Annotated in this window: 20 protein-coding genes and 1 tRNA gene; 7 read left to right on the top strand and 14 right to left on the bottom strand. The window is 62.1% G+C overall.

Going from position 1 to position 23,113, the window contains the following annotated elements; translation table 11 throughout:
- The first annotated feature begins 70 nt into the window (after window positions 1-70).
- The 4 genes from rpoD (at window position 71) to ACJO2E_RS05030 (ending at window position 4,371) form a co-directional block, all read left to right on the top strand.
- Window positions 71-1,915, top strand: coding sequence for an RNA polymerase sigma factor RpoD (gene rpoD / locus ACJO2E_RS05045; protein ID WP_406962447.1), 1,845 nt, complete (start codon window positions 71-73; stop codon window positions 1,913-1,915).
- 265 nt (window positions 1,916-2,180) lie between these two features.
- Window positions 2,181-2,257 (top strand) — tRNA-Ile (locus ACJO2E_RS05040).
- 245 nt (window positions 2,258-2,502) lie between these two features.
- On the top strand, window positions 2,503-3,420 hold the full coding sequence (locus ACJO2E_RS05035) for a siderophore-interacting protein (RefSeq protein WP_406962445.1): 918 nt from the start codon (window positions 2,503-2,505) through the stop codon (window positions 3,418-3,420).
- Window positions 3,421-3,564: 144 nt separating this feature from the next.
- Window positions 3,565-4,371, top strand: coding sequence for an outer membrane protein (locus ACJO2E_RS05030; RefSeq protein WP_406962443.1), 807 nt, complete (start codon window positions 3,565-3,567; stop codon window positions 4,369-4,371).
- 211 nt (window positions 4,372-4,582) lie between these two features.
- Here the strand turns inward: ACJO2E_RS05030 and ACJO2E_RS05025 are convergent, their stop codons facing one another.
- Window positions 4,583-5,305, bottom strand: coding sequence for a glutamine amidotransferase (locus ACJO2E_RS05025; protein ID WP_406962441.1), 723 nt, complete (start codon window positions 5,303-5,305; stop codon window positions 4,583-4,585).
- A gap of 260 nt (window positions 5,306-5,565) precedes the next feature.
- Between ACJO2E_RS05025 and ACJO2E_RS05020 the strand changes: the two genes are divergently transcribed.
- Window positions 5,566-6,630, top strand: a complete 1,065-nt coding sequence (locus ACJO2E_RS05020) for a lipase secretion chaperone (RefSeq protein WP_406962439.1) — start codon at window positions 5,566-5,568, stop codon at window positions 6,628-6,630.
- Here ACJO2E_RS05020 and ACJO2E_RS05015 read toward each other — a convergent pair whose 3' ends face one another.
- From ACJO2E_RS05015 to ACJO2E_RS05000, 4 genes are all read right to left on the bottom strand, one after another.
- Window positions 6,631-7,413: a formylglycine-generating enzyme family protein gene (locus ACJO2E_RS05015; protein ID WP_406962437.1), complete on the bottom strand. Its 783-nt coding sequence runs from the start codon at window positions 7,411-7,413 to the stop codon at window positions 6,631-6,633. It abuts the gene before it with no gap.
- Window positions 7,414-7,539: 126 nt separating this feature from the next.
- Entirely contained in the window at window positions 7,540-8,208 is a 669-nt protein-coding gene (locus ACJO2E_RS05010) for an SGNH/GDSL hydrolase family protein (RefSeq protein WP_406962435.1), read from the bottom strand.
- A 212-nt stretch (window positions 8,209-8,420) separates the two neighbouring features.
- A complete protein-coding gene (gene lnt / locus ACJO2E_RS05005) occupies window positions 8,421-10,013 on the bottom strand; it encodes an apolipoprotein N-acyltransferase (protein WP_406962433.1) in 1,593 nt (530 codons plus the stop codon).
- On the bottom strand, window positions 10,010-10,705 hold the full coding sequence (locus ACJO2E_RS05000) for a hypothetical protein (RefSeq protein WP_406962431.1): 696 nt from the start codon (window positions 10,703-10,705) through the stop codon (window positions 10,010-10,012). The genes lnt and ACJO2E_RS05000 overlap by 4 nt, the downstream gene beginning before the upstream one ends.
- A gap of 218 nt (window positions 10,706-10,923) precedes the next feature.
- Here ACJO2E_RS05000 and ACJO2E_RS04995 point away from each other — a divergent pair, with 218 nt between their 5' ends.
- Window positions 10,924-11,382 carry a DUF2489 domain-containing protein gene (locus ACJO2E_RS04995; protein WP_406962429.1) on the top strand — a complete coding sequence of 153 codons (459 nt, stop codon included), beginning with the start codon at window positions 10,924-10,926 and terminating at the stop codon, window positions 11,380-11,382.
- 406 nt (window positions 11,383-11,788) lie between these two features.
- On the opposite strand, the gene ACJO2E_RS04990 is transcribed toward ACJO2E_RS04995, so the two are convergent.
- The 3 genes from ACJO2E_RS04990 to ACJO2E_RS04980 all read right to left on the bottom strand — a co-directional run bounded on the left by ACJO2E_RS04990 (window position 11,789) and on the right by ACJO2E_RS04980 (window position 16,317).
- Window positions 11,789-13,156, bottom strand: coding sequence for an HDOD domain-containing protein (locus ACJO2E_RS04990; RefSeq protein ID WP_406962428.1), 1,368 nt, complete (start codon window positions 13,154-13,156; stop codon window positions 11,789-11,791).
- A gap of 113 nt (window positions 13,157-13,269) precedes the next feature.
- Complete coding sequence (gene recG, locus ACJO2E_RS04985) at window positions 13,270-15,345, bottom strand: ATP-dependent DNA helicase RecG (protein ID WP_406962513.1); 2,076 nt, start codon at window positions 15,343-15,345, stop codon at window positions 13,270-13,272.
- Window positions 15,346-15,354: 9 nt separating this feature from the next.
- Window positions 15,355-16,317 (bottom strand): hydrogen peroxide-inducible genes activator, encoded by a 963-nt coding sequence (locus ACJO2E_RS04980; protein WP_406962426.1) that lies wholly within the window; start codon window positions 16,315-16,317, stop codon window positions 15,355-15,357.
- Between the two features lie 52 nt (window positions 16,318-16,369).
- Here ACJO2E_RS04980 and ACJO2E_RS04975 point away from each other — a divergent pair, with 52 nt between their 5' ends.
- A complete protein-coding gene (locus ACJO2E_RS04975; RefSeq protein ID WP_406962424.1) occupies window positions 16,370-17,245 on the top strand; it encodes an NAD-dependent epimerase/dehydratase family protein in 876 nt (291 codons plus the stop codon).
- Window positions 17,246-17,270: 25 nt separating this feature from the next.
- Here the strand turns inward: ACJO2E_RS04975 and ridA are convergent, their stop codons facing one another.
- From ridA to ACJO2E_RS04945, 6 genes are all read right to left on the bottom strand, one after another.
- The gene (ridA, locus tag ACJO2E_RS04970) at window positions 17,271-17,657 is read right to left on the bottom strand and encodes a deaminase RidA (RefSeq protein ID WP_406962422.1); all 387 of its coding nucleotides are present in this window, start codon (window positions 17,655-17,657) and stop codon (window positions 17,271-17,273) included.
- A 95-nt stretch (window positions 17,658-17,752) separates the two neighbouring features.
- A complete protein-coding gene (locus ACJO2E_RS04965; protein ID WP_406962420.1) occupies window positions 17,753-19,921 on the bottom strand; it encodes a RelA/SpoT family protein in 2,169 nt (722 codons plus the stop codon).
- Between the two features lie 183 nt (window positions 19,922-20,104).
- Window positions 20,105-20,317, bottom strand: coding sequence for a DNA-directed RNA polymerase subunit omega (rpoZ, locus tag ACJO2E_RS04960; RefSeq protein WP_328188780.1), 213 nt, complete (start codon window positions 20,315-20,317; stop codon window positions 20,105-20,107).
- Window positions 20,318-20,424: 107 nt separating this feature from the next.
- A complete protein-coding gene (gmk, locus tag ACJO2E_RS04955; protein WP_406962417.1) occupies window positions 20,425-21,066 on the bottom strand; it encodes a guanylate kinase in 642 nt (213 codons plus the stop codon).
- Between the two features lie 233 nt (window positions 21,067-21,299).
- Complete coding sequence (locus tag ACJO2E_RS04950; protein ID WP_406962415.1) at window positions 21,300-22,670, bottom strand: TolC family protein; 1,371 nt, start codon at window positions 22,668-22,670, stop codon at window positions 21,300-21,302.
- Window positions 22,667-23,098: a hypothetical protein gene (locus ACJO2E_RS04945; protein ID WP_406962413.1), complete on the bottom strand. Its 432-nt coding sequence runs from the start codon at window positions 23,096-23,098 to the stop codon at window positions 22,667-22,669. The genes ACJO2E_RS04950 and ACJO2E_RS04945 overlap by 4 nt, the downstream gene beginning before the upstream one ends.
- Window positions 23,099-23,113: the final 15 nt, after the last annotated feature.

Here is a 23,113-nt window from a genome sequence, read left to right as displayed (position 1 = left end):
TCGTTTCTCGCGACAGCTATAATGGTTGTTTAACTTTTTTCCTTTTTACCATCAAGTTCACAGGGTGTCTATGTCAGGCAATTCTCAGAAATCCCGTTTGAAAGACCTCATTGCCCGAGGAAAGGAGCAAGGTTACCTGACTTACGCCGAGGTCAATGACCACCTGCCTGAGGATATCGCGGATCCGGATCAGGTAGAAGACATTATCCGCATGATTAATGACATGGGCATCCAGGTCAGCGAGGAAACCCCTGACGCTGACACCCTGCTCATGACCGAGGGCGACTCCACCGCCGACGAAGCCGCTGCCGCCGAAGCCGCCGCAGCCCTCGCCGCCGTTGAATCCGATGCCGGTCGCACCACCGACCCGGTGCGCATGTACATGCGCGAAATGGGCACTGTGGAACTGCTGACCCGGGAAGGCGAGATCGTTATCGCCAAGCGCATCGAGGAAGGCATCCGCGACGTGATGGCCGCTATCGCCCACTTCCCCGGCACCGCTGGCACCGTGATCCAGGCCTATGATCGCATTATCGAGAATGAAGGCCGCATCAGCGACATCGTATCCGGCTTCCTTGATCCGGACGATGCCGAGCCGTTCATGGGGGAAGACACCACTGACACCTCTTCCGATGATGACACCTCGTCCAGCGACGACGATGACGACGATTCCGAAGAAGAGAAGGAAAGCGGCCCGGACCCCGAGGAAACCCGCCTGCGTTTCGAACTGCTCCGGGAAAAGCTGGCCGCTGCCGAAAAGAATCTTGAGAAGCACGGCCGCGCCCACAAGAAGACCCAGGAGGCCCTGAACGAACTCGGTCAGGTATTCGCCCCCTTCAAGCTGGGCAACAAGGCGTTTGAAGAACTGGTTAACGTCGTTCGCTCCACCAACGAGCTGGTGCGTGAGAATGAACGCGCCATCATGAAGATCTGCGTGCGCGAGTGCCGCATGGACCGGAAGGAGTTCATCAAGTCCTTCCCCGGCAATGAGACCAACCTGGACTGGGCCGAGAAGATCGCCCGCTCCCGCAAGCCTTATGCCGCCGCCATCAGCGAGCGCCTGGACGAGATCGTCCGTCTGCAGAAGCGCATTGCCAACGTGCAGAGCGAAGTGGACCTGGCCATCCCGGACATCAAGGAAATCAACCGCCGCGTGTCCATCGGTGAGGCCAAGGCCCGTCGCGCCAAGAAGGAAATGGTGGAGGCCAACCTGCGTCTGGTTATCTCCATTGCCAAGAAGTACACCAACCGTGGCCTGCAGTTCCTGGACCTGATCCAGGAGGGCAACATCGGTCTGATGAAGGCGGTGGACAAGTTCGAGTACCGTCGCGGCTACAAGTTCTCCACCTACGCCACCTGGTGGATCCGGCAGGCCATCACCCGCTCCATTGCGGACCAGGCCCGCACCATCCGGATTCCGGTGCACATGATCGAGACCATCAACAAGCTCAACCGTATCTCCCGCCAGATGCTGCAGGAGATGGGCCGCGAGCCCACACCGGAAGAGCTGGGCGAGCGCATGGAAATGCCCGAGGACAAGATCCGTAAGGTGCTGAAGATCGCCAAGGAACCGATCTCCATGGAAACCCCCATCGGCGACGACGAAGACAGCCACCTCGGGGATTTCATCGAGGACATCCAGGCCCTCTCCCCGGTGGATTCCGCCACCGCCGAAGGCCTGCGGGAAGCCACCCGCTCCGTCCTCGCCGGCCTCACCGCCCGGGAGTCCAAGGTACTGCGCATGCGCTTTGGTATCGAGATGAACACCGACCACACCCTGGAAGAAGTCGGCAAGCAGTTCGACGTCACCCGGGAGCGGATCCGTCAGATCGAAGCCAAGGCCCTGCGCAAACTGCGCCACCCGTCACGGTCTGACCACCTGCGCGGCTTTATCGACGACCAGGGCAACGGTTAAACCGGCCAACACAGTAGCGGGCGCCATGCCTCAACGGTATAATGGCGCCCGCTTTGTTTCCGGCAAGGCATAGTCACAGAAAGGGCCTATAGCTCAGTTGGTTAGAGCTGGGGGTGAGGCCCGACCGATGTGCCAGTGGCACATCGCAGCGGGGTGAACGGGCGCTTGCGCCCCGGACCTTCCGAAGGAAGGCATAATCCCGCTGTCTTGAGGGCGCAAGGCCCGAGAGACAGCCTGCCCGCAGGCAATCGCAAGATCAGAATTAGGGCCTATAGCTCAGTTGGTTAGAGCAGGGGACTCATAATCCCTTGGTCGCTGGTTCGAGTCCAGCTGGGCCCACCACTCCTTTCAGTTACGCATCATCACCCGCTCGCTGTAACCTCACCGCCCAAGCAGCCAATAGCATTGATTTTCATTTGCGTCACTTATTGCGTATCATCCCATGGCAATAAAGCGATCCCGCTGGACGCCAAACATCCTCCCGATATAGCGATGCGCCGATGAACCGTACTTCCACCTTTCTTGCCTTTCCTGCAGATCAGGCCATCCCCGCTTTTAAGCAGATGGCAACCGCCTGGGAACTTCCCGTGTCTGATGACGATGGCACACTTCTGGTCACCCTTGACCACGGCGAGATTCGCGTGGGCCCCGAGAAGTCGGGCACGAGCGTTCGGATCGCGGCGGCGGATGCGGGAGATCTGCAGATGCTTCGTGACCTGCTCACGGAACAGCTTGGCGCCCACGGCCTCTCTCCGTCATGGGAAGGCGCATCCGCTGGCCGGCAGCCGGCAAACCTGTCCATTGCGCGGGTGGTGGAAATCCTGGACCTGTCCCCTTCCTATCGGCGGGTTGTCCTGGATGGGCCGGATCTGGCCCGTTTCGCCCATGGCGGGCTTCATTTCCGGTTGCTGTTTGGCCCGGAAGGCGGGGGATGGCCCGAGGTCAATGAGCAGGGCGTGACCCAGTGGCCCGGCGGCCCTGGTAGCTGGCACAGACCCGTTTACACCACGCGGGATATCGACTGTCGGGGAGAGGCCGCAACGCTGAGCTTTGATGTCTTCCTTCATGAAGGTGGTCGTGTGACCGAATGGACGAATCAGGTGCAGCCGGGGGATGAGATTGCGCTTACCGGGCCGGGCGGAGAAAACGGGCATAGAGACGCCCAGTGGCGAGCGTTTGTTGGGGACGAAACCGCCCTGCCCGCCATCGCCCGGATGCTGGCTTCGGCACCGGATTCGTTGCAGGGAGAAGCGGTGATTTTCGTACCTGAACAAGCGGACATCCAGTCGCTCTCCCACCCAAAGGGCTTAGATGTCCGCTGGGTGCTGCGGAGCAGCGGTGAAACCCCGCTCGACGCACTCTCGGCAATGACGCTTCCGCAGACCAGTCGCCATGTGTTCTTTGCCGCGGAGAAAGCCGAAGCGCTATCCGCCCGCTCAATCCTGATGGATCGTGGTCTCGCCAAGGGCGAATTTGTGGCCGCAACCTACTGGACTCAGAGCTGACATCCGTGAACCTTCTCTGAATGGCAAGCTGCCAGATTCCTTCTACTCTGAGATAGATACTGCACGACCCGGTATCAACGTCCGTAGTGACCGATGTCTGGGCGGGAACTGACACAGGACCTATCAATAGGGAAGGAGACAGGTATGAGGACGTGTCCGGCAACGACTCTCCCGGCTCGACTCGCATCCGCCGCTGTCCTGGCCATGGGCGTTCCACTCAGCACTACGTTTGCGTCTGAGTCTTCAGACGACTACCACTACGAGTTCACACCCTATTTCTGGGCCGCTGGCCTGGAAGGCGACATGCGGATCCAGGACCGGCCCACCGAGGGCGCCGAGGTGGAACAGAGTTTCTCCGATATCTGGAGAAACCTGGAAGCCGCGTTTATGGGCTCCTTCGAGGTGCGGAGGGGAAATTGGGGCCTGATGCTCGATGCGATCTACTTCCAGGTTGAGGAAAGTGGCAACATCCTGGAAGTGAAAGGCGTTGCCAGAGTGGGCGGCAAGGCCGAAGTGACCCAGGAGCAGTACGCCGCAGCGGTCACCTACCGATTCACGGAATCACCACAGACCCTCGATGTGGTCGGCGGCCTGCGCTACAACGCCGTGTCCTGGGATGTGTCTATCGATGGTGATGCCAGCCTGCCGATTGGGGGGCAGATCGACCGGGATTTCGACCACGGGGAAGACTGGTTCCTGCCCTACCTGGGCGCTCGCATTATTGCGCCTGTTCACCCCCGCTGGACCCTGACGGGCTACGCCGACATGGGCGGGTTTGACCCGGGCTCCAATATGAGCTGGCAGTTGCTGATAGGCGCCAACTACGCCATCAATGATCGCTTCATCGCCAAGCTGGGCTACCGGCACATCGACAACGACTACAAAGACAGCGATTTCGAATACGACATGACCAACGCCGGCCCCTACCTGGGCATCGGCATACATTGGTAGACCGACCTTTCGACACTAGTGTGCCGTTCGGTTACAGCGATTCCCGCCCATAAAAAAGGCCGGCAAGGTGCCGGCCAGAAACTATCGTCCAACAATCACATGCAGATCGCCGCAATGACTGTATGAGTACAATAATCGCGGATGATCAATTCCTGATCAATAAGTACCTACAACGATGTGGACAACCGCAACGGGGCCGGACAGGGCCGCTTCAGGCGCTGTCCCGGGAACGGGCGTAGTCCGCAAACCGCTGCAACAGGCTGGTAGCCTGCGGGGTCTGCCTGACGTTGGCCAGCAGCGCAACAGGATCCTGCCCTTCCCCTTCCAGGTCACTGGCCTGGGTTTCCAGGTAACCCTTCATGATGCGCTCATCAAACTCCGGATGGAACTGCACACCCCAGGCGTGCTGGCCAATACGGAAAGCCTGGTGGGGCTCTCCGTCGGACCGGGCCAGCAGTGTGGCCTCTGCGGGTAATTCCAGCACCGACTGGGCATGGGTCAGGTGGGCGGAAAACCCGGCTGGAAGCTGGCCCAGCAATGGGTCCCGTTCGCCATCGGTATTCAGCCCTATCTGGAAGGTACCGGACTCCCTGCCCTGCTCCCGGAAACCCACCCGACCACCAAAGGCATGGGCCAGGAGCTGGTGACCGTAGCACACGCCAAGCACGGGCACGCCCTGTCCGACGGCCTCCCTCAGCCAGGCAGCGGTCTGTTCACTCCACGCCGCTCGCTCGGTCACCATGGCGGGAGAGCCGGTAACGACCACTCCCAACCAGTCGGTTACGGAATCCGGGGGCCCCTCCCGGGTGACATCCCGGACCACCAGATTCGCCGCGCCCTCCAGATGCCGCAGGAACCAGTCCTCAAAATCGCCAAACGTCTGACGGATGGTCGGGTAGGTGGATCCGGTCTTGAGAATCAGAAGGCTGGCCATGGACTGACTGGGCTCCTCGCTAACAGTGGCAGGGTGTGGAAAAGCCTCAATATAACATGGTCCTCCGGTCCCATCCCTTCCCTATCTGTCGCAATGGCCACCAGTTGGTTGCTCCCATTTAATGACTTAACTGCCACTCATGTCATAGCCACCCGGAAAGGGACCTCCTACCATCGGGAATCTGGAGGTAAAATGGGTCGAGCAGACCGGACATGGCACCACAATGGCAGTGGACAAAACAAAAGTAACGGGAGAGGGATGTGGCACGAAATCGTGATGGATGGTGGCTGGCAGCCGTGATTTCACCATTGCTCCTGCTGGGGACGTGGATGCTCTGGCCTGACCCTCCCAGATCCACACCTGCCTGGACCTCGCCGGAGGACGCCGCCCGCCCCGACCGGACCATTGCCAGCCAGTGGCAGGCACCGGAAGCCTCTGCCGGCACACCCGCGGATAGTACGGCACCGGCCCCGGAACAGGCCGACCCCGCCGAACCCGAAATCAGCCTGGACCGGCTCCAGGACGCCCTCGCCAACATAGCCATTGACGAAAACGGCAACCTGGTACTGGACGAGATAGCCCTGGCTTCCCTGCGACAGGCCTTCCGGGGCCTGGAGGACGCTGGCCCGGAGACTCTTGAGGAACTGACGCTCTATGTGGAGGCGGGCCTGGCGGGCGACACCGGGGCCCAGGCCGCGAGAATCCTGGGCGACTATATCAGCTACCGCAAGGCCCTGGGGGCGGCGGAGACCGAGTGGGCTGAGCTGGAGGACCTTGGCCCCCGGGAGAAACTGGAACGCAGCATTGAACTCCGCCGGGAGCACATGGGGCCACTCACCGCCAGCCAACTGTTTGCCGGCGAAGACGCCCACCAGCGCTACCTGATTGCCATGGAGGAAGTCCGTGCCGACCCTAACCTCAGCACGGAACAGCGCCAGGAGGCACTCACCCGCTTACGGGACGACCTGCGTTCCGGCGCCCTGCTGGTCAACAGTGAGGGCACTGACGCGGTCGAGAATCTGCGGTCGGAGCGCCAGGACTGGCAATCCATGGGACTGAGCGAGGACACCCGCAACTACCTGGAGCAGCAGACCCTGGGGCTGGTCGCCGCACGGGACCTGGCTGACAGTGACCGGCAGGACTGGCAGAACCGCTATGACCAGTTTGCCCGACAGCGGAATGCCATCCTCAGCGCCGGGCTGACCGAGGATGAGAAGGCCCGGCAGGTTGAGGGATTGATGGCGACCTACTTCACGGATGAGGAGCTGGAAGCCGCCCATAACTGGTTGCCCCAGTACCTGAAGGCCGAAATCAACCGCGAGTGATTACTCGGGAACCGCCACCAGTCGAAACCCCGCGATGTCACTGATGGCCCGGAAGCGGTTGGCGGCCCGGGCATGGACGGCCTGGAAGTGCCAACTCCCGCCACGGATTACCCGGTGCTGGCCCTCCTCCGGCCCCCTGGGGTCCGTCACTGGCCCCTTCTCGTAGGGCCCGTACCAGTCTGCGCACAGCTCCCAGGCATTACCCAGCATGTCATGGAACCCCCAGGGGTTGGGGGCATACTGCCCCACGGGTCCGGGTCCATCGGAGCCAGGGAAGCTCTCGCATCCCGCCAGTACGGACTTGCCGGAAATGTTGGCCTGCCGGTTGGTGAGACACCCCCCGGTGTAGTAGGGCCCGTCGGTGCCAGCCCTGGCGGCATACTCCCACTCCGCTTCGGTGGGCAGGCGGTAATCCCACTTCGGATCCTGCTCGCTCAGGGCATTGATGTACCAGTCCACCCATTCAGGTCTGAGACCGTCCACCGGACACTCCTCACCACACTCGGGAAAGGCGGAGGGCACACCATCGACAAGCGCCAGCCACTGGCCACGGGTGACCGGGGTGGTCTGGAGGTAGAAGGGCTCGGTGAGAGTGACCTGACGGCGCACCTCGTCCGGCTCATGTCCCGGGGCATCCGGTGCACTGCCCATCATGAAGATACCCGCCGGCACCTTGTTGAACGTCATACCCAGATAATTGGTCACCTGTTCCAGCTCGGAACAGGCGCCCTGGCCCGACCATAACAGGACTGCCAGTACGAACGGCGCGAAGAACTTTGGCATGGATCGATCCCGGGCTGGATTCACTCTGGAAAGGTCGACATGTTTACAGGGGACAGTAGCACAAACGCCGGTGGTCGTTACCGACCCCGGCGTTTGTGTGTTTTCCTGTGTTAATACCCTGGCGGATCAGTCGAGTTCCTGCAGGATCAAGTCAGCCAATACGCGGGAGCCGGCGGCAGTCGGGTGAATGCCGTCGGAACTGATGTACTGACCCTCATTGCCGGCAAAGGCCGGACGGGTGTCGATGAAATCAATCCCCATCTGGGGATAGTTCTCAGCCTTATAGGCCATGGACATGGTATTGATAGCGACATTCGCCTCATCATCCGTATCGTAATAGCCCAGGAAGACAATCTCCTGGATACCATCGTTCTGCATGTCGTTGAACAGGCCAGCCAGGGTCTGCTCGATGCCGGCCAGCACTTCCTCGATACAGGCCTGGGTTTCGCAGTCAGCACCGTCACCGAGCAGGAAGTCGTTACCACCGCCGTTCATGATCACGGTTTCGATACCATCCTTGTCGGCATCGTCGTACTGGTTGGGAATGGTATAGCGGCTGCTGCAGATCAGGCTGCCACCGTTCACCTGGCATCCACTACGAGCATGGGTGTCAATGTTCTCGTCCAGGTCCTCTTCCAGGTAACTGTGGATATCCCCGGACAACGCGAAAATGGAGTCACCAATAATCATCTTGTCGGCGCTGGAACCGCCACCACCGCCGATCGCCCAGGCATTGAATGCCACGCATGAGGCAACGGCCACAAGGCCGAACTGCTTTAGGCTGTTCTTGAACATAACGACGAATCTCCTGCTTGTATTTTTTGTCTCAGTGTCGCTTCACCGTCGGGTGGGGAAGCTGGTTGCTTACTGCTTCAGGCAGGAAAAGTGTATGGGTGCGCACGCTGGAGTGGCTATAACGTGACCGGCAATATACCCAGCCCCGACGGGCCCGGGGCTTGCTGGCCATCGGGTAACGGGACCTGTTTCACAGCACAGGCAATCCGGGCTCAGCCCCGGGACCGCCGGCGCAGGCGAAGGACCGTGCTCCCCGTCACAAGCAAGCCCAGGGACGCCACCACAAACCACTCAGGCCAGCGGGTAAACCAGGAGCTGAAACGCTCTGCCGGCGGGGTATAGGGCACATCACTGACCAGACCGGACCGTTGCCGGAAGGGCGTGGCCGCCAGGATCCGGCCGGAGGGGGACACGACGGTGGAGGGGCCATTGTTGATGGCATGGACCAGGGACACCCTGTTTTCCACGGCCCGCAGGACCGTAGCACCGGCATGCTGGTAGGGCTGGCGCGAGTCACCGAACCAGCCGTTGTTGGACAGCACCACCAGCAGCGGACTGGCCGGGGCCGCTGCCACCGAGCGGGCGATATGACCGGGAAAGGCACTCTCATAACAGATGGCCGGCACCAGGTGGGCGCCATTAACCGGGAAGGTCACCCGCTCCGTTCCCGGGGTCAGGTTGGCAAAGAAGTCCCCCAGGTAGTCCTCAGCCCAGTTCACCAGCCAGGGAAACTCCCGGGACAGCGGCAGGGTTTCCCCGAAGGCCACCAGACGGTGCTTCCGGTATCGTGCCGCCAACTCACCGTTACCGCCAAGGAACAACGCAGTGTTGTACTCCCGGAAATCCCCCTCCTGGTGCTGCTGCTCCGCATCATGGAAGATCAGGGGCACTCCAAGCGCGGATACATTGCGCTGGTAGGCGTCAGGCAGGTGGTCCACTTCGAAATAGCCCTTGTAGCGGGTTTCCGGCCAGAGCACCACCTCCGCCCCGGCAGCCACCAGTTGCTCGCTCACCTCCATTTCCGGGGGCCAGGCCCGGGCATAGCCAGCCTCCGGATCCGGCACCGAGGCACTGGGCGTTTCGTTGGGCTGTACCAGGCCCACCGGCAGCCTCGGCCACTGGGCGACACGGCCATCCCAGTGCGCCAGGGACCACCAGCCAAAGCCCAGCCACACCATAAGTGCCAGTACCCCGGCAGTGGCCGCCAGGACGCTACCGCGACTTCCCAGCGCGGGCTCTCTTCCCAGACGCAGTAGTATCGCGGCGGTCACCAGGGCGTTGCTTACACCAATCATGAAATCAAGGCCGTAGACACCGGTAAGGGACGCCCCCTGGATCGCGGGCAGGAAGGCACTCTGGCTTTCCCCCAACTGCAGGGGAAACAGTACCGGGAACCAGCCGTAGAACAGCATCAGCAGTATGGGGAAGGCCCATAACGCATGGTGGTCCAGCCGGCGTTGCAGCCAGAGGTAACTGACCATCAGCAGCGCCGGAAGTTGCGAGGTCAGCAGCCAGAACAGGGTGGCGCCGGCCAGGGCGGGTGCCAGGGGATAGTCCTTCAGGCGCTGCAGGAATTCCGCCATCCAGGGCGTGGCCACCAGGTACATGCCCAGGCCGGTGGCCAGCCCCAGCAGGTAATGGGCCCGGTAGCCACGACCATGGGCCGCCAGCAGCAACGGCACGAACGCCACCCAGGTCAGGAAGTAGAACCCCGCGTAATTGTAGGGCACGGCCAACATGATACCAGTGGCCAACGCTCCCAGCAGTGGCGCCAGCCACCCCACTTTGGATGCGCGGCGGATCATCCCGCATCCCCCGGGTTCCGCCCGACGCTGAGCGCCTCCATTTGCTCCCGGATCAGACGCTGCTTCTCACTCTCCTCCAGATCCGTTCGCTCCATCAGTATCTGCCGGACCAGGTGCGTATCGATCATGTGATAACTGGTGCTGTAGAGCCGGGTCGTCAGGTCATCCCCCAAGAAAATCCGGCGCAGGGCATCCTGGAGTTGCAGGTGGAGGTAGGCACCTTCGACGGTCCGTGGTGCGCCAGGGGTAAGGCCCAACAGGCTTTCCTCGGCCCGCAGGTAGGCCAGGAAGGACGGCAGCACATCAGCCACATCCCGAGCGGCCGGTGCCGGCAGACTCCTGTCAAGCAGCTCACTGACCCGCGTCAGGGCGGCCTCACCCGGGCTGACCGGCAGACTTTCCGCCACGGCCAGCAGCAGACTTTCATAGGCTTCAAACTGCTCCGGGCGCTCCATGTCTGTCAGGTGCAGGCGCTCGATGGCCTGGTCCACCCCGGCAAAGACGACCTGTTCCTCCGCTGCCAGGGCAGGCAGCGCCACATAGTGACCGCCCCCGGAATGCGAACCCGACATGACGCCGACAGGGCCAACGCCATTGAGCAGGGCCGCCACCCCCAGGAGGGCGACGGTCAGCATGGCAATAGCCGGCATCCAGCTGTCCCTGGGCCGGAACTCCCTGTCCACGGTTGTCATGGCATTGTCCTTGACCGGAGTATCATAGGGTCCACATCATAACCATTGCCTACCCGTGGCCGTGATGATGGAGTTCACACACCGGCATGGCTTCCTTTGCCGCCCACTCGGGAAAATCCATCGGATACATCCAGGCTGGTGTTCCGCCCGGGTGATTGGTTACCCTAGCGTGCCGTTTGGCGAATTCGCGCACTCTTTCCCGTTTACCGGAGCCTGTTATGCCACAGTGGTTGCAATGGAGTCTGATTGTGCTTGGCCTGACCGCCATTGTCCTACTGCTGGTCTTTATTGTCAGGCATGGACGACTGCTCCGGTCGCACCACCGCAAGCAGGCACGTCAGCAGGCATTCCAGGCGGAACGGCGGGAGAGCATGATCGAGAGTATCCGCATACTCGCCATGGCGGTGGAAGAGGATCAGGTGGAGTATTCCGAGGCCTGCCTGAGGATCAAGGGCCTGTTGGATCATGTGGCGCCGGAACTGCTGGAACAGTCACCCTACCGGATCTTCCTCGAGATCCACGATCAGATCCAGCACATGCCTACCCACCGGGCAAGGCAACAGACCGACACGCGTTTTGTGCGGAAGATGGACGAGGAACGCTTCGCCCTGGAGAAAAACCATTCGGATGCCATCCGCCGGGCCGCTACGGCCATTCGCCACCACAGCTTTGACTGAACCTTCCGGCCAGCGCCTTTACGATTTAGCGAGACTCGGTATCACTTTTTTGTAATTTTTTGTAACTGGCCATCGTCGCAGATTACTTGAAAATAAAGCACTTTTATACGCTTTGTAACGGATAGCAAGCTGAAAGGTGGTCTCCGGGCCGCATCCACCGAGCAGATACTGGCCAATTGTCTACAGTTATTATCAAACCCTGTTCGTGCCTGGCCGCAGAACCAAGCGTCCAGAGTGTAGTCGGCACGTCTGACTCGAGCGTGTCGTGATCTGCAACAAGCGGGTGAGCTTGCCGGCCTTCGGGCCGGCTTTTTTCGGTGCGCCGAAAACAGGAAAACCTCTGAACACCCCTTGCGGCAAGGCGTCATTCAGAGGCTCCCAAGGCGTGCAGGAGGGTGTAATACCGTCAGCCGTTGCTCATCATGCCGGCCATGGCCACCACCGAGTCCCTGGACGCCACCAGGGCATCAAACTTCTCCGCCACGTCACCCTGGTCCAGGCCCAGGTGGGCGTAGAGTCCGTCCGGAATGACCTCCCTGGGCCCGATACCCAACCCTCGCTCGTTGAGGAGCTGGCGCCCCAGCCACAACAGCTGCGCGTAGGTCTCGTGCTGCCCCCGGTAATCCAGGTGTTTCTGGTACCGGAGGGCCACGATCACCTCTTCCGGCATGCCCCAGTTGGCCATGAGTTCGGCGGCCAGTTGTTCCCGGGTAACCCCCAGCAGGTGGTGCTCCACCAGTGACGTGTCCAGATGGCGGTTCACCTCCCAGTGACGACAGGCCAGGCGGAAATGGGGCGGGAACACCTGGGCCAGCACCAGGTAACCGAAATTGTGTAACAGCCCACCCAGATAGGCGAGGCCGAAGGCCGGCCGACGGTCCCGGGGCATCAGCGAAGCCAGCACCCCCGCCGCCTGGGCCTGCCAGATGGCCTGCTGCCAGTAACCCACGAAGCCCCGGGGATGGTCCGTCGGCGGGTTCAGTGTACGACCCAGGGACAGGCCCATGGCCAGGTTCATCACCAGGTCGAAGCCCAGGATGCGGGAGACGGCATCATGCACCGAACGCACCTGCCCGGCGGCGGCGTAGAACGAGGACGAGGCCCAGCTCACCACCTGGGCCGCCAGGCTCGGGTCGCTCTCCACGATTTCCACCAGGTCGCCCATCTTGGCATTGGGGTTGACCCTCAGGTGGATGATCCGCTGGGCGGATTCCGGTAACGGTGGCAATTCCAGGGTATCTTCCAGGCGCTGACGGATACGCAGGCCAGTGAAACGCTGGATGGCTGAAAACAGTTGCTCCCGGTCCCGCTCGGGCGACTCCAGGTTGACCCGGATATCCGACACCGGCACACAGAAGGCTCGCTCCTCCGCCTGCCCCGCCAGTTCGCGGAACTCCGCCTGGGTCAGCGTCAGGCGCGTATTGTCACCCGCCGGTTCAATAGTCACGCGGTCGGTTTCCCGCACCCGCCTGTCCACGATCGTGGGCCACCCGGTCAAAGCGGGCAGCGCCGGTATCTCGTGCAGACCGGTTTGCTTACGCACCCGGGCATAGTCATTCTGCGACACCAGGTGCAGGTCCCGGCCCAGTTGCTGATTCAGGTCCGCCAGGTCCAACAGGTCGTCACTGCGACTGATTACCTGCACCTGCCCCTGGTTGTCACCCAACAGCACCATTCGCAGAATGGGGGCCACTGCTGGCACCGCCATGGTTTCAGGCTTTGTGGTAATGGTGGATTCTTCAAGCAGTTTCCGGATTGCACCGGGCATTTCCATGCTGTTCTCCCGCCGCCTGTATTGGGTTACCTGTTCTTGTATTGTGGCTCATAGGATGCCGGATGGCAGGCCCGGATGGTCGGTTTCCTGGCCTGCTGACAGGTATTCACCGGTCAGACATCACCATAGCGTACACGTTCACCGAGCCAGCGTCTTACCAGCGCATCCACCGACCGGGGGTGCTCCATGATGGCCGGGGCGATCTCCCTGACAGTGTCAATCCAACCCCGGTCCCGCTCGAAATCCGCCAGCCGGAACTGCATCATTCCAGTCTGCCGGGTGCCCAGCACCTCGCCCGGGCCACGGATTTCCAGATCCTTCTCGGCGATCACGAAACCGTCCTGGCTGTCCCGCAGGGCCTGCAACCGCGCCCGGCCATTCTGGGACAGGGGGGCCTGGTACATGAGCACACAAAAACTCGCCTGGTGCCCCCGGCCCACGCGCCCCCGCAATTGATGGAGCTGAGCCAGCCCCAGCCGCTCGGGGTTCTCGATAATAATCAGCGAGGCATTGGGCACATCCACCCCCACCTCAATCACCGTGGTGGCCACCAGCAGGTCCAGGTCCCCGTTCTTGAACCGCTCCATGACCCCAGCCTTGTCAGCGGCCTTGAGGCGACCGTGGACCAGTCCGATTTCCAGCCCCGGCAAGCGCTCCCTCAGGTTCTCCTCCGTGACTTCCGCCGCCTGGCACTGTAGGGCTTCGGACTCCTCTATCAGGGTACACACCCAGTAAGCCTGCCGACCATCCTCGCAGGCCTTTCGGACGCGCTCAATAACTTCGTCCCGACGGGTCTCCTGGATCACAATGGTCTCGATGGGTTTACGGCCCGGGGGCAGTTCATCGATCACCGAGGTGTCCAGATCGGCGTAGGCACTCATGGCCAGGGTCCGGGGTATGGGGGTTGCCGTCATGATCAACTGGTGGGGGGCCCGTTGCCCCTCGGCGCCCTTGTCCCGCAGGGCCAGCCGCTGGTGCACGCCAAACCGGTGCTGTTCATCCACGATCACCAGCCCCAGCCGGTCGAACGCCACATCCCCCTGGAACAGGGCATGGGTACCGATAACCAGGCTCACTTCGCCTGTCGCCAACCGTTCCAGGGCCTGTGCACGCGACCTGCCCTTGACCTTGCCTGACAGCCACACTACTTCAAGGCCCAGCGGCTCCAGCCACTGAACGAAGTTATGGTAGTGCTGCTCGGCCAGGATCTCGGTGGGGGCCATCAGGGCCACCTGGGCCCCAGCCGCCACCGCCTGCAGGGCCGCCAGGGCCGCCACCACGGTCTTGCCCGACCCGACATCCCCCTGCACCAGTCGCAACATGGGCACTGGCTGGCTCAGGTCCTGGCGGACATCGGACACCACCCGCGCCTGGGCCGGTGTCAGGCTGAACGGCAACTGCTCCAGGAACCGGTCCACCAGGTCGCCGGTGGGCAACAGGGCCAGGGCCTGGCGCTGCTGGATCTGCTGACGCACCAGCAGCAGGCTCAACTGGTGGGCCAGCAACTCCTCCATTACCAGCCGCTGCTGGGCCGGGTGGCGCCCCTCCATCAGCAGATGGACCGGCGCATCCGCTGGCGGAGCGTGGACCAGGGTGACCGCCGAGGTGATATCCGGAAGCTGGTAGTCCGCCAACAGGGCTTCCGGCAGCCAGTCCCGGATCGGATAACGCTTCAGGTAGCCCAGCGCCTGGCGGCAAAGGCTGCGCACCCGGGGCTGCTGGATGCCTTCGGTCAGCGGATACACCGGCGTCAATGTGGCTTCCCCTGGGGGCGGCATGGGCGGTGGATTGACCTGGTACTCCGGGTGATAGAACTCGAATCCCGCCCTGCCCGGCCGCACTTCACCATAACAACGCACCCGGGCGCCTTCGGCAAGCTGCGTCTTCTGGGCGGCGGAGAAGTGGAAGAAACGCATCACCAGGAAGCCGGTATCGTCCTTCAGGGTCACCTGCAGGCTGCGGCGGCGCCCCATCACCATGTCCGCCCGCATCACCGTGCCTTCCACCACCCCGGTGTCCCCCAGACGGAGGCTGCCCATGGGAATGATCCGGGTACGATCCTCGTAACGATGGGGCAGATGGAAAAGCAGGTCCTGCAACGAACGGATACCCAGTTTGGCGAGGGTACCCGCCAGGGCATCCCCCACGCCCTTGAGGGTGGTGACGGGCAGGTCTTCCAGTGACGCCATGGGCATGGATCAGGCGCCGGCTACCAGGGCCGGTCGCTGCTTCTCCGCTTTTTCGATCACCCGGCACTGGCTGGCCGCCAGCGACAGTACATCAATCGCCTTGGGTCGCGGGAAGGTCACGCGCCAGGCCAGTGCCACAGTACGGAAGGGTACCGGTGGCGCAAACGGTCGCACGGCGAGGATATCCTCGTCATAGGCCATGGACGTGGCGGCGGACAACGGCAGTATGGTGACCCCCAGGCCGGACGCCACCATGTGACGGATGGTTTCCAGTGAACTGCCCTCGGTCACCAGGGCCGGCCCACGGGCGCCGGTATTGCGTTCAGTCACCGCCTCCACCAGCGGCGGGCAGGATTCCAGCACCTGGTCGCGGAAACAATGCCCGGGGCCCAGCAGCAGGAGCTGCTCGTTGGAAAGCTGCTCGGCGGTGAGGGATTCTTCCCTGGCCAGAGGGTGGCCGCCAGGCAGCAGGATCACGAAAGGCTCGTCGTACAGCGGCAGGGTGACCACCTCCGGCTCCTCGAACGGCAGCGCGATAATGATCGCGTCCAGTTCCGATTGCCGCAGCTTCTGGCGAAGATTCCCGGTATAGTTTTCCTCGATATACAGCGGCATGTCGGGAGCGGCCCGGCGCAACTCTGGCAACAGATGGGGAAACAGGTAGGGACCGATGGTATAGATGGCTCCCACCCGCAAGGGCGAGTTCAACTGGTTCTTGCCGTCCTGGGCCATGTCCCGGATCACGCCGACCTGGTCCAGTACCCGCTGGGCCTGCTCGATGATCCGCTGGCCGGTCTCGGTGACCCGGATACTGCTCTTGCTGCGCTCAAACAGGGGAATGCCCAGTTCCTCTTCGAGCTTCTTGACCGCGACACTGAGTGTGGGCTGGCTGACATGACAGCGTTCGGCGGCCCGCCCGAAATGCTTTTCCCTGGCAAGCGTGACAATGTAGCGTAATTCGGTCAGGGTCATGACAGGCTCCAATTGCTCTTTATGGATTCAAGCATAAGGATTGAAATTGACTATGGCAATCTCTTCAGACCAGACTCCGCCCCATATCCTGGTGGCCGGCTGCGGCTCCCTTGGTGGCACCGTGGCCAGCGACCTTACTGACATCGGCGAGGTATGGGGCATCCGCCGCACCGCCAGCGCCATTCCCCGGGGAGTGCATCCGGCGCCGGCAAACCTGCTGGACCCGTCCGCCCTGGCCCGGGTGGTGCCGGAAGCCCCGGACATCATCCTCTACTGCCTGACCCCCTCCACCTACGACGATGCCGGTTATCGCGGCGCCTATGTGGACGGACTGGCGAACCTGCTGGAGGTGACGGACACCAGTAACCTGAAACGACTGTTCTTTATCAGCAGCACCAGCGTGTATGGCCAGGATGACGATTCCGAGGTGGACGAACTCAGTCCGGTGGCGCCGCGCCGATTCAGTGGTGAGCGGGTGCTGGAGGGCGAGCGACTGGCCCTGGACAGTGGCGTGCCGGCCACGATTATCCGCTTCAGCGGCATTTACGGCCCACGCCGGGGGCGGTTCCTGGATGCCGTGAGGGCCGGTGAGCTCAATCCGGTGTCACCGGGCCCCTACACCAACCGCATTCACGAAGATGACGCTGCCGCAGTGTGTGTCCACCTGATCAGGAAAACACTGGCGGGCGTGGAACTGGCTACCTGCTACCTGGCCAGTGACTGCGAGCCGGCACGGCTGGATGAAGTGGTCGCCTGGATCCGCGAGCAGGTACCCTGCCGGTCACCGAGCCCTGACGGGCGCCGTAGCGGACGTGGGGGAAGCAAGCGGTGCCGGAACCAGCGCCTGCTGGATACCGGCTTCGAGTTCGCCTACCCGGACTACCGGGCCGGATACCAGCCCATGATCCGGGCTCTCAAGACCGGATAGGGGACTGCGGTGAACGTCATGGTGATCAGCTGATCACCATGACGGCGTCCATTTCAACCGGCACACCCTTGGGCAGGGCCGCCACGCCAATAGCGGCCCTGGCCGGATACGGCTCCTGGAAATAGGTGGCCATGACCTCGTTGACCGTAGCGAAATTCGCCAGATCGGTCATATAAATGTTGAGTTTGACGATGTCCTTGAGCTCACCGCCAGCAGCCTCACAGATCGCCCTCAGATTATCGAACACCCGACGGGTCTTGTCGGCGAAATCACCGGCAACCACTTCCATGGTTTCCGGATCCAGCGGAATCTGTCCGGACAGGTAAACGGTATCGCCCGCCTTGACGGCCTGGGAATAGGTACCAATGGCCTCCGGAGCGGAATCGGTCTGGATGATGGATTTATTGCTCATGTCAGGTGAATCCTGCGTTGCTGTTAAAAGAACATGCTGCCGCCGGGGTGATGACACTGTCAATAACACCGGGGCTGCGAAAAAGTATCAGGGAGTTAGTGACGGATCCGGGTAATGTGGGTCACCGCCCGGATATTGCGGATGCGGCGCATGACACGGGCCAGGTGGCGACGCCCGTTGACGTGCAGCACCAGGCTGACAATGCTGAGGCGGGCGTTCTGCTCTTCCACATTGATGCGTTCGATATTGCCATCCGCCATGGCCACGGCGCTGGCCATCTCGGCGATCACGCCCCGCTGGCGCTCCAGCTCCACCCTCAGCTCGACGGAGAATTCATCGGTGATATCCTTGGCCCACTTGAGGTGGGTCAGATGGGCCCGGTCCTCGGAGCTTTCCGGCAGTCGCCGACAGGTGTCGCTGTGGATCACCAGCCCGTGGCCTGAGTCCATCACGCCCACCACCGGGTCACCGGGGATGGGCTTGCAGCAGCTGGCAAAGCGCACCAGCAGCCCTTCGGTACCACGGATGGTGACGGCGCCACGCCTGTTGCGGTCGCCGCTGTCCGATACCGTCCCCACATCCAGGGAGCTGGTCTCCGCCCCCACGTCGCCGGCCACCAGCTGGCGGGCAATCAGGTAGGCCATGCGGTTGCCCAGGCCGATATCGCTGAGCAGATCGTCGAAATCCTCCACCTGGTTGTGCCGGACCACTGCATCGACCTGTTCCTGGCCAAGCTCCGACAGCTTCTGGCCGAAGCCGTGAAGGGATTTCTTCAGCAGGGTCTTGCCCAGTTCCACGGATTCGGTGCGACGCTGCACCTTGAGAGCATGGCGGATGCTGCTGCGGGCCTTGCCGGTCACCACGAAGCTCAGCCACGCCGGATTCGGCCGGGCGTTGGGGGCGGTGATGATTTCCACCGTCTGGCCACTCTGCAACGGCTGGCTCAGGGAACCCAGGTTGCGGTTGATGCGGCAGGCCACGCAGGCGTTGCCGATATCGGTGTGGATGGAGTAGGCGAAGTCCACCGGGGTGGCGCCGGAGGGCAGTTCCAGGATCTTGCCCTTGGGCGTGAACACGTATATCTCATCCGGGAACAGGTCGGTCTTGACGTGCTCGATGAATTCCAGGGAATCGTCGGCCCGCTCCCGCATTTCCATCAGACCCTGCACCCAGCGGTCCACCCGCTTCTGGTTCACCGAGGTAACCGGTGACTGCTCGTGCTTGTACATCCAGTGGGCGGCGATGCCGTCGTTGGCGATCTGCTCCATCTCCTCGGTGCGGATCTGGATCTCGATGTTCACATGCATGCCGAACAGGGTGGTGTGCAACGACTGGTAGCCGTTGGCCTTGGGCATGGCGATGTAGTCCTTGAAGCGGCCCGGCAGTGGTTTGTACAGGCTGTGTACGGCCCCCAGGATGCGGTAACAGTCGTCCTCGGTGTCGGTGATGATCCGGAACGCGTACACATCCATGATCTCGTGGAACGACTTGTGGCGGAACTTCATCTTGTTATAGATGGAGTTCAGGTGCTTCTCCCGCCCCAGGATGCGCCCCGGCAGCCCCCGCTCCTGGAGCTTGTCCTCCAGCTTGCCACGGATATCGTCGATAATCTCCCGGTGACTGCCCCGCAGGTTGGACACCGCCTTGGAGATGTACTTGGCCCGCATGGGGTAGAGGGACGCAAACCCCAGGTCCTCCAGCTCGGTGCACATCCGGTGCATACCGAGCCGGTTGGCAATGGGGGCATAGATGTCCAGTGTTTCCGTGGCGATCCGCTGGCGCTTCTCGTAGGGCATGGGCCCCAGGGTACGCATGTTGTGGAGCCGGTCCGCCAGCTTGACGATAATCACACGGATGTCCCGGGCCATGGCCAGGGTCATTTTCTGGAAGTTCTCGGCCTGGGCCTCGGCGCGGGAGCGGAATTCGATCTGGGTGAGCTTGGAGACCCCATCCACCAGTTCCGCCACCGGGTCGCCGAACTGTTCGATCAGGGCATCCTTGGGAATACCGGTGTCTTCGATGACGTCGTGGAGCATGGCGGCCATGAGGCTCTGGTGATCCAGCTTCATGTCCGCCAGGATGGTGGCTACCGCCAGGGGATGGGTGATATAGCGCTCACCACTGCGGCGCATCTGGCCCTCGTGAGCCTGCTCCGCATAATAGTAGGCGCGTCGCACCTGGTTGATGCGACTGCTGTCCAGATAATCGCTGAGCCTGACCGTCAGGTCTTCGACCGTCGGTTCACGCTCTGCTACTGCAGCCACTTGCGACACCGCGCCTCCGTAGGATGCTCTGGAGGCGGAGGACAAAAAAACCCGAATGCGAACATTCGGGTTCTTCCTGTACCCCGCCGGGAAAACTGTACTCTTTTCCCACTATAAATCCATCGGGGCGAATTTCAATGGTCTTTTTCGCGGCCAACCGCAGGCCCCGTCACCTGACCGGGCTCAGTCCTCTTCTTCCTCGCGCAGGAGGTCACGGGACACCTTGCCTTCAGCGATCTCGCGCAGGGCGATCACGGTCGGCTTGTCGTTCTCTTCCGGCAACAGCGGCTCATAGCCCTTGGTGGCAATCTGGCGGGCGCGCTTGGTTGCCAGCATAACGAGCTGGAAACGGTTGTCCACGTTCTCCAGGCAATCTTCAACGGTAACTCGTGCCATATCTTCCCCGACTGAGATAAACGATTACGATGTGGCCCGGATCACCGGGCTTTTCCAGCAGACCGCACAGTTTACTGCCTGGCGGTCAGAATGTACACAGCAGGCTCCTAGCGGCCATGATCGCTGGCCATCAACTCCGAGAGCAGTGCCTCGTGACGCACCTCCTGGCGCTCCATGCGCAGCCGCTGGCTGGTGACAATGGACAGCAACTGGTCCAGGGCCCGGGCAAAGTCGTCGTTCACCACCAGATAGTCAAACTCCAGGGCGTGGCGACACTCCTCGGCGGCCTCCGCCAGACGACGCTCCACCACGTCCCCGGCATCGGTGCCCCGTCCGGTCAGGCGCTGACGCAGCTCGGCGGCCGACGGTGGCACGATGAAGATGCTGACGCAGTCCGGCATCAACCGGCGGACCTGGGCCGCGCCCTGCCAGTCAATCTCGAGGATTACGTCCTGGCCCCGGGCCAGGGTCTGCTCCACCCACACCTGGGAGGTACCGTAGTAATTGCCGAAAACATCCGCGTGTTCCAGGAACTCATTCCGCAGGATCATGGCCTCGAACTGTTCGCGGCTGACGAAATGGTAGTTGACGCCATCTTTCTCCCCCTGCCGCATGGGGCGGGTGGTGTGGGAGATGGAGACGCCCAGGCGATCGTCCGCCTTGATCATTTCCCCCACCAGGCTGGTCTTGCCGGCACCGGAGGGCGCGGAGATGACGTACAGTGTGCCTTTCTCGACGGGCTGACTCATAGGGCTGCGCTGCTGTTTAACGGGCTTGGGGGCCGCCCACGGGCGCCCCGGTTAGAGAGTTCGCAATTATACGGATTCGGGGGCGCCTCGCCCACCCTGCCGGAAGACCACGTCTGTGGCCGGGCCACCAGCCCCTTCAGGGTGCCTGGTTGTCTCCTCTCGACAATGGCCCCGGCAGGTTGAGTCAATCGTTCTGGCAACACCTGAAATCCGAAAGACTACGCCACTCCAGGCTAGTTCAAGGTTGAAAATAATGTGTCCGTCAGGGGCGCCAGGGGAAACCCGTAAATTTTGGCTTGCTCCAACGCCAGTTCGTGCCGCAGCACCCGATGCCGCACCGCACATTCGAGCCGGTCCGCGGCAAGCTCGGAGTGCAGTTCCACGAGTTCGGCCTGGCGGCCATAATATTCCTCTTCGTTATCGAGCAACTCCGAAAGCTGTCGGGTTCCCAGATCAAAATACTGGCTGCGATAGAGTTTGCGCGTTTTTGACAGCAGGGCGATCTGCCGTCGCAACATGTCAGCCTTTCGGTCCCCGGAGGCCAGTGAACGGAGCAAGCCACGTTCCTCAAGACTGTCCTCAAGGCTGACGTTTTCCAACTCGGCCTCTGCGGCAGCATGCCGGTTGCGCTCCGCATTGGCCCGAGCACTGAGAGCGCCGCCCTGCAGGAAATCGGACTGGATGCCGAGGTTGAGCCCGACCGGCAGCTCGCCGGTTCCCAGCTCGCCCCGCACCACCGGATTAAGCACCACCCGTGGGATACGCGCGTTCTCAGCCTGTTCCAGTACAAGCTTGGCACGCCCCATCTCCAGTCGCGCCATAAGCAGTTCATCGGTTTCGCCGCGCACCTTGCAGCTTGGAGGGGATATCCGGACGTGGCCGCCCCGCGACTGGCCACTCAGCAGGATCAAACGGTCCCGGGCCTCGGCCAGCGCCAACTCCGTGTCATTGACCAGGAACGCTGCGGACTGCAGGCGTTTTTGGGCTTCCAGGGCGTCGGTGGTCGATACCGCCCCCCTCTCGACACGAGCCGCCACAAGGGCCTCCAGCTCGCTCAGGGCATTGAGCTGTCGCCTGTAAATATCAAGCAGTTCACTTTGCCTCTGCACGTCATCATAGGCTTCCAGAAGCTCAAGCAGGGCATCGTCCACTGCTTTCTGGAAAGCGATGTAACGGATCTGCAGGTCGAAATCCGCCACCTTGATCGCGCGTTGGCTGTTACCGCCATCGAACAGCAGCTGCGAACCTGTCAGCTCAACGGCCGGGTCGCCGCTTCCAGCGTCACCCGTACCGGCCCCCAGGAAAAGGCTCAACTCAGGAAACAGCGCCGCGCGCTGTACCCGGACCTCATCGGCGCTGGCCGATATCTGGCTTGCCGCTTCGCGCACGGTGGGGCTTCGCAGCAGGCCGTTTCGGGCCACACTCTCCACATCACCCTCACCGGACGGGGTTAACGTAGTGAGTTCTTCGGCACTCTCGATAACCGCTGCCTCGAACCCATCCGGTTCGGGCAACCCGGCGCAACCCGCAAGCAGGATACAGGTGACCAGCGCGACGCTTCCGGGCCAACGACGTCTTTCCAGGGGTAATTGGCCGCGGATCATTGCGGCGGTTCAAGGACCAGGTCAGCGCATTGGGGGCGACGCCAGACCGCACTCGCCACCTTATCCTGGTCGTCGAAGAACACGCGATACTGGCAGATCAGCCGGTCCTGCCGGGTCAGTGGCAGGGACAGGTGGTACTCGAAAGAGCCGTCATCATGCTCCACCGCAGCGGGGCCCAGCGCCCCCTGAAGCGCGTCCTGGGACTGGCCAATGGCGATACGGCGCACCTGGGCGATATCACGCTGGACGCCCTCCCGGGCATAGCGTGCATCCATATCGGCATAGTCCCGCTCAACGGACGAGAGCCCCACCTCAGGATCCACCCGGTTGAGTCTGTCATCATTCTGCGCCTCGGCGGTGGCAAACGGCACAAGGACCAGAAGGAGCATTACCAGGGGGACACAGCGCCCGCCAAACCATCGTGTCATATCAGGAACCTCTTT

It is taken from the genome of Marinobacter shunpengi (assembly GCF_045449695.1).
Classification (GTDB): domain Bacteria; phylum Pseudomonadota; class Gammaproteobacteria; order Pseudomonadales; family Oleiphilaceae; genus Marinobacter.
This window is presented reverse-complemented; position numbering and strand designations above follow the sequence as displayed.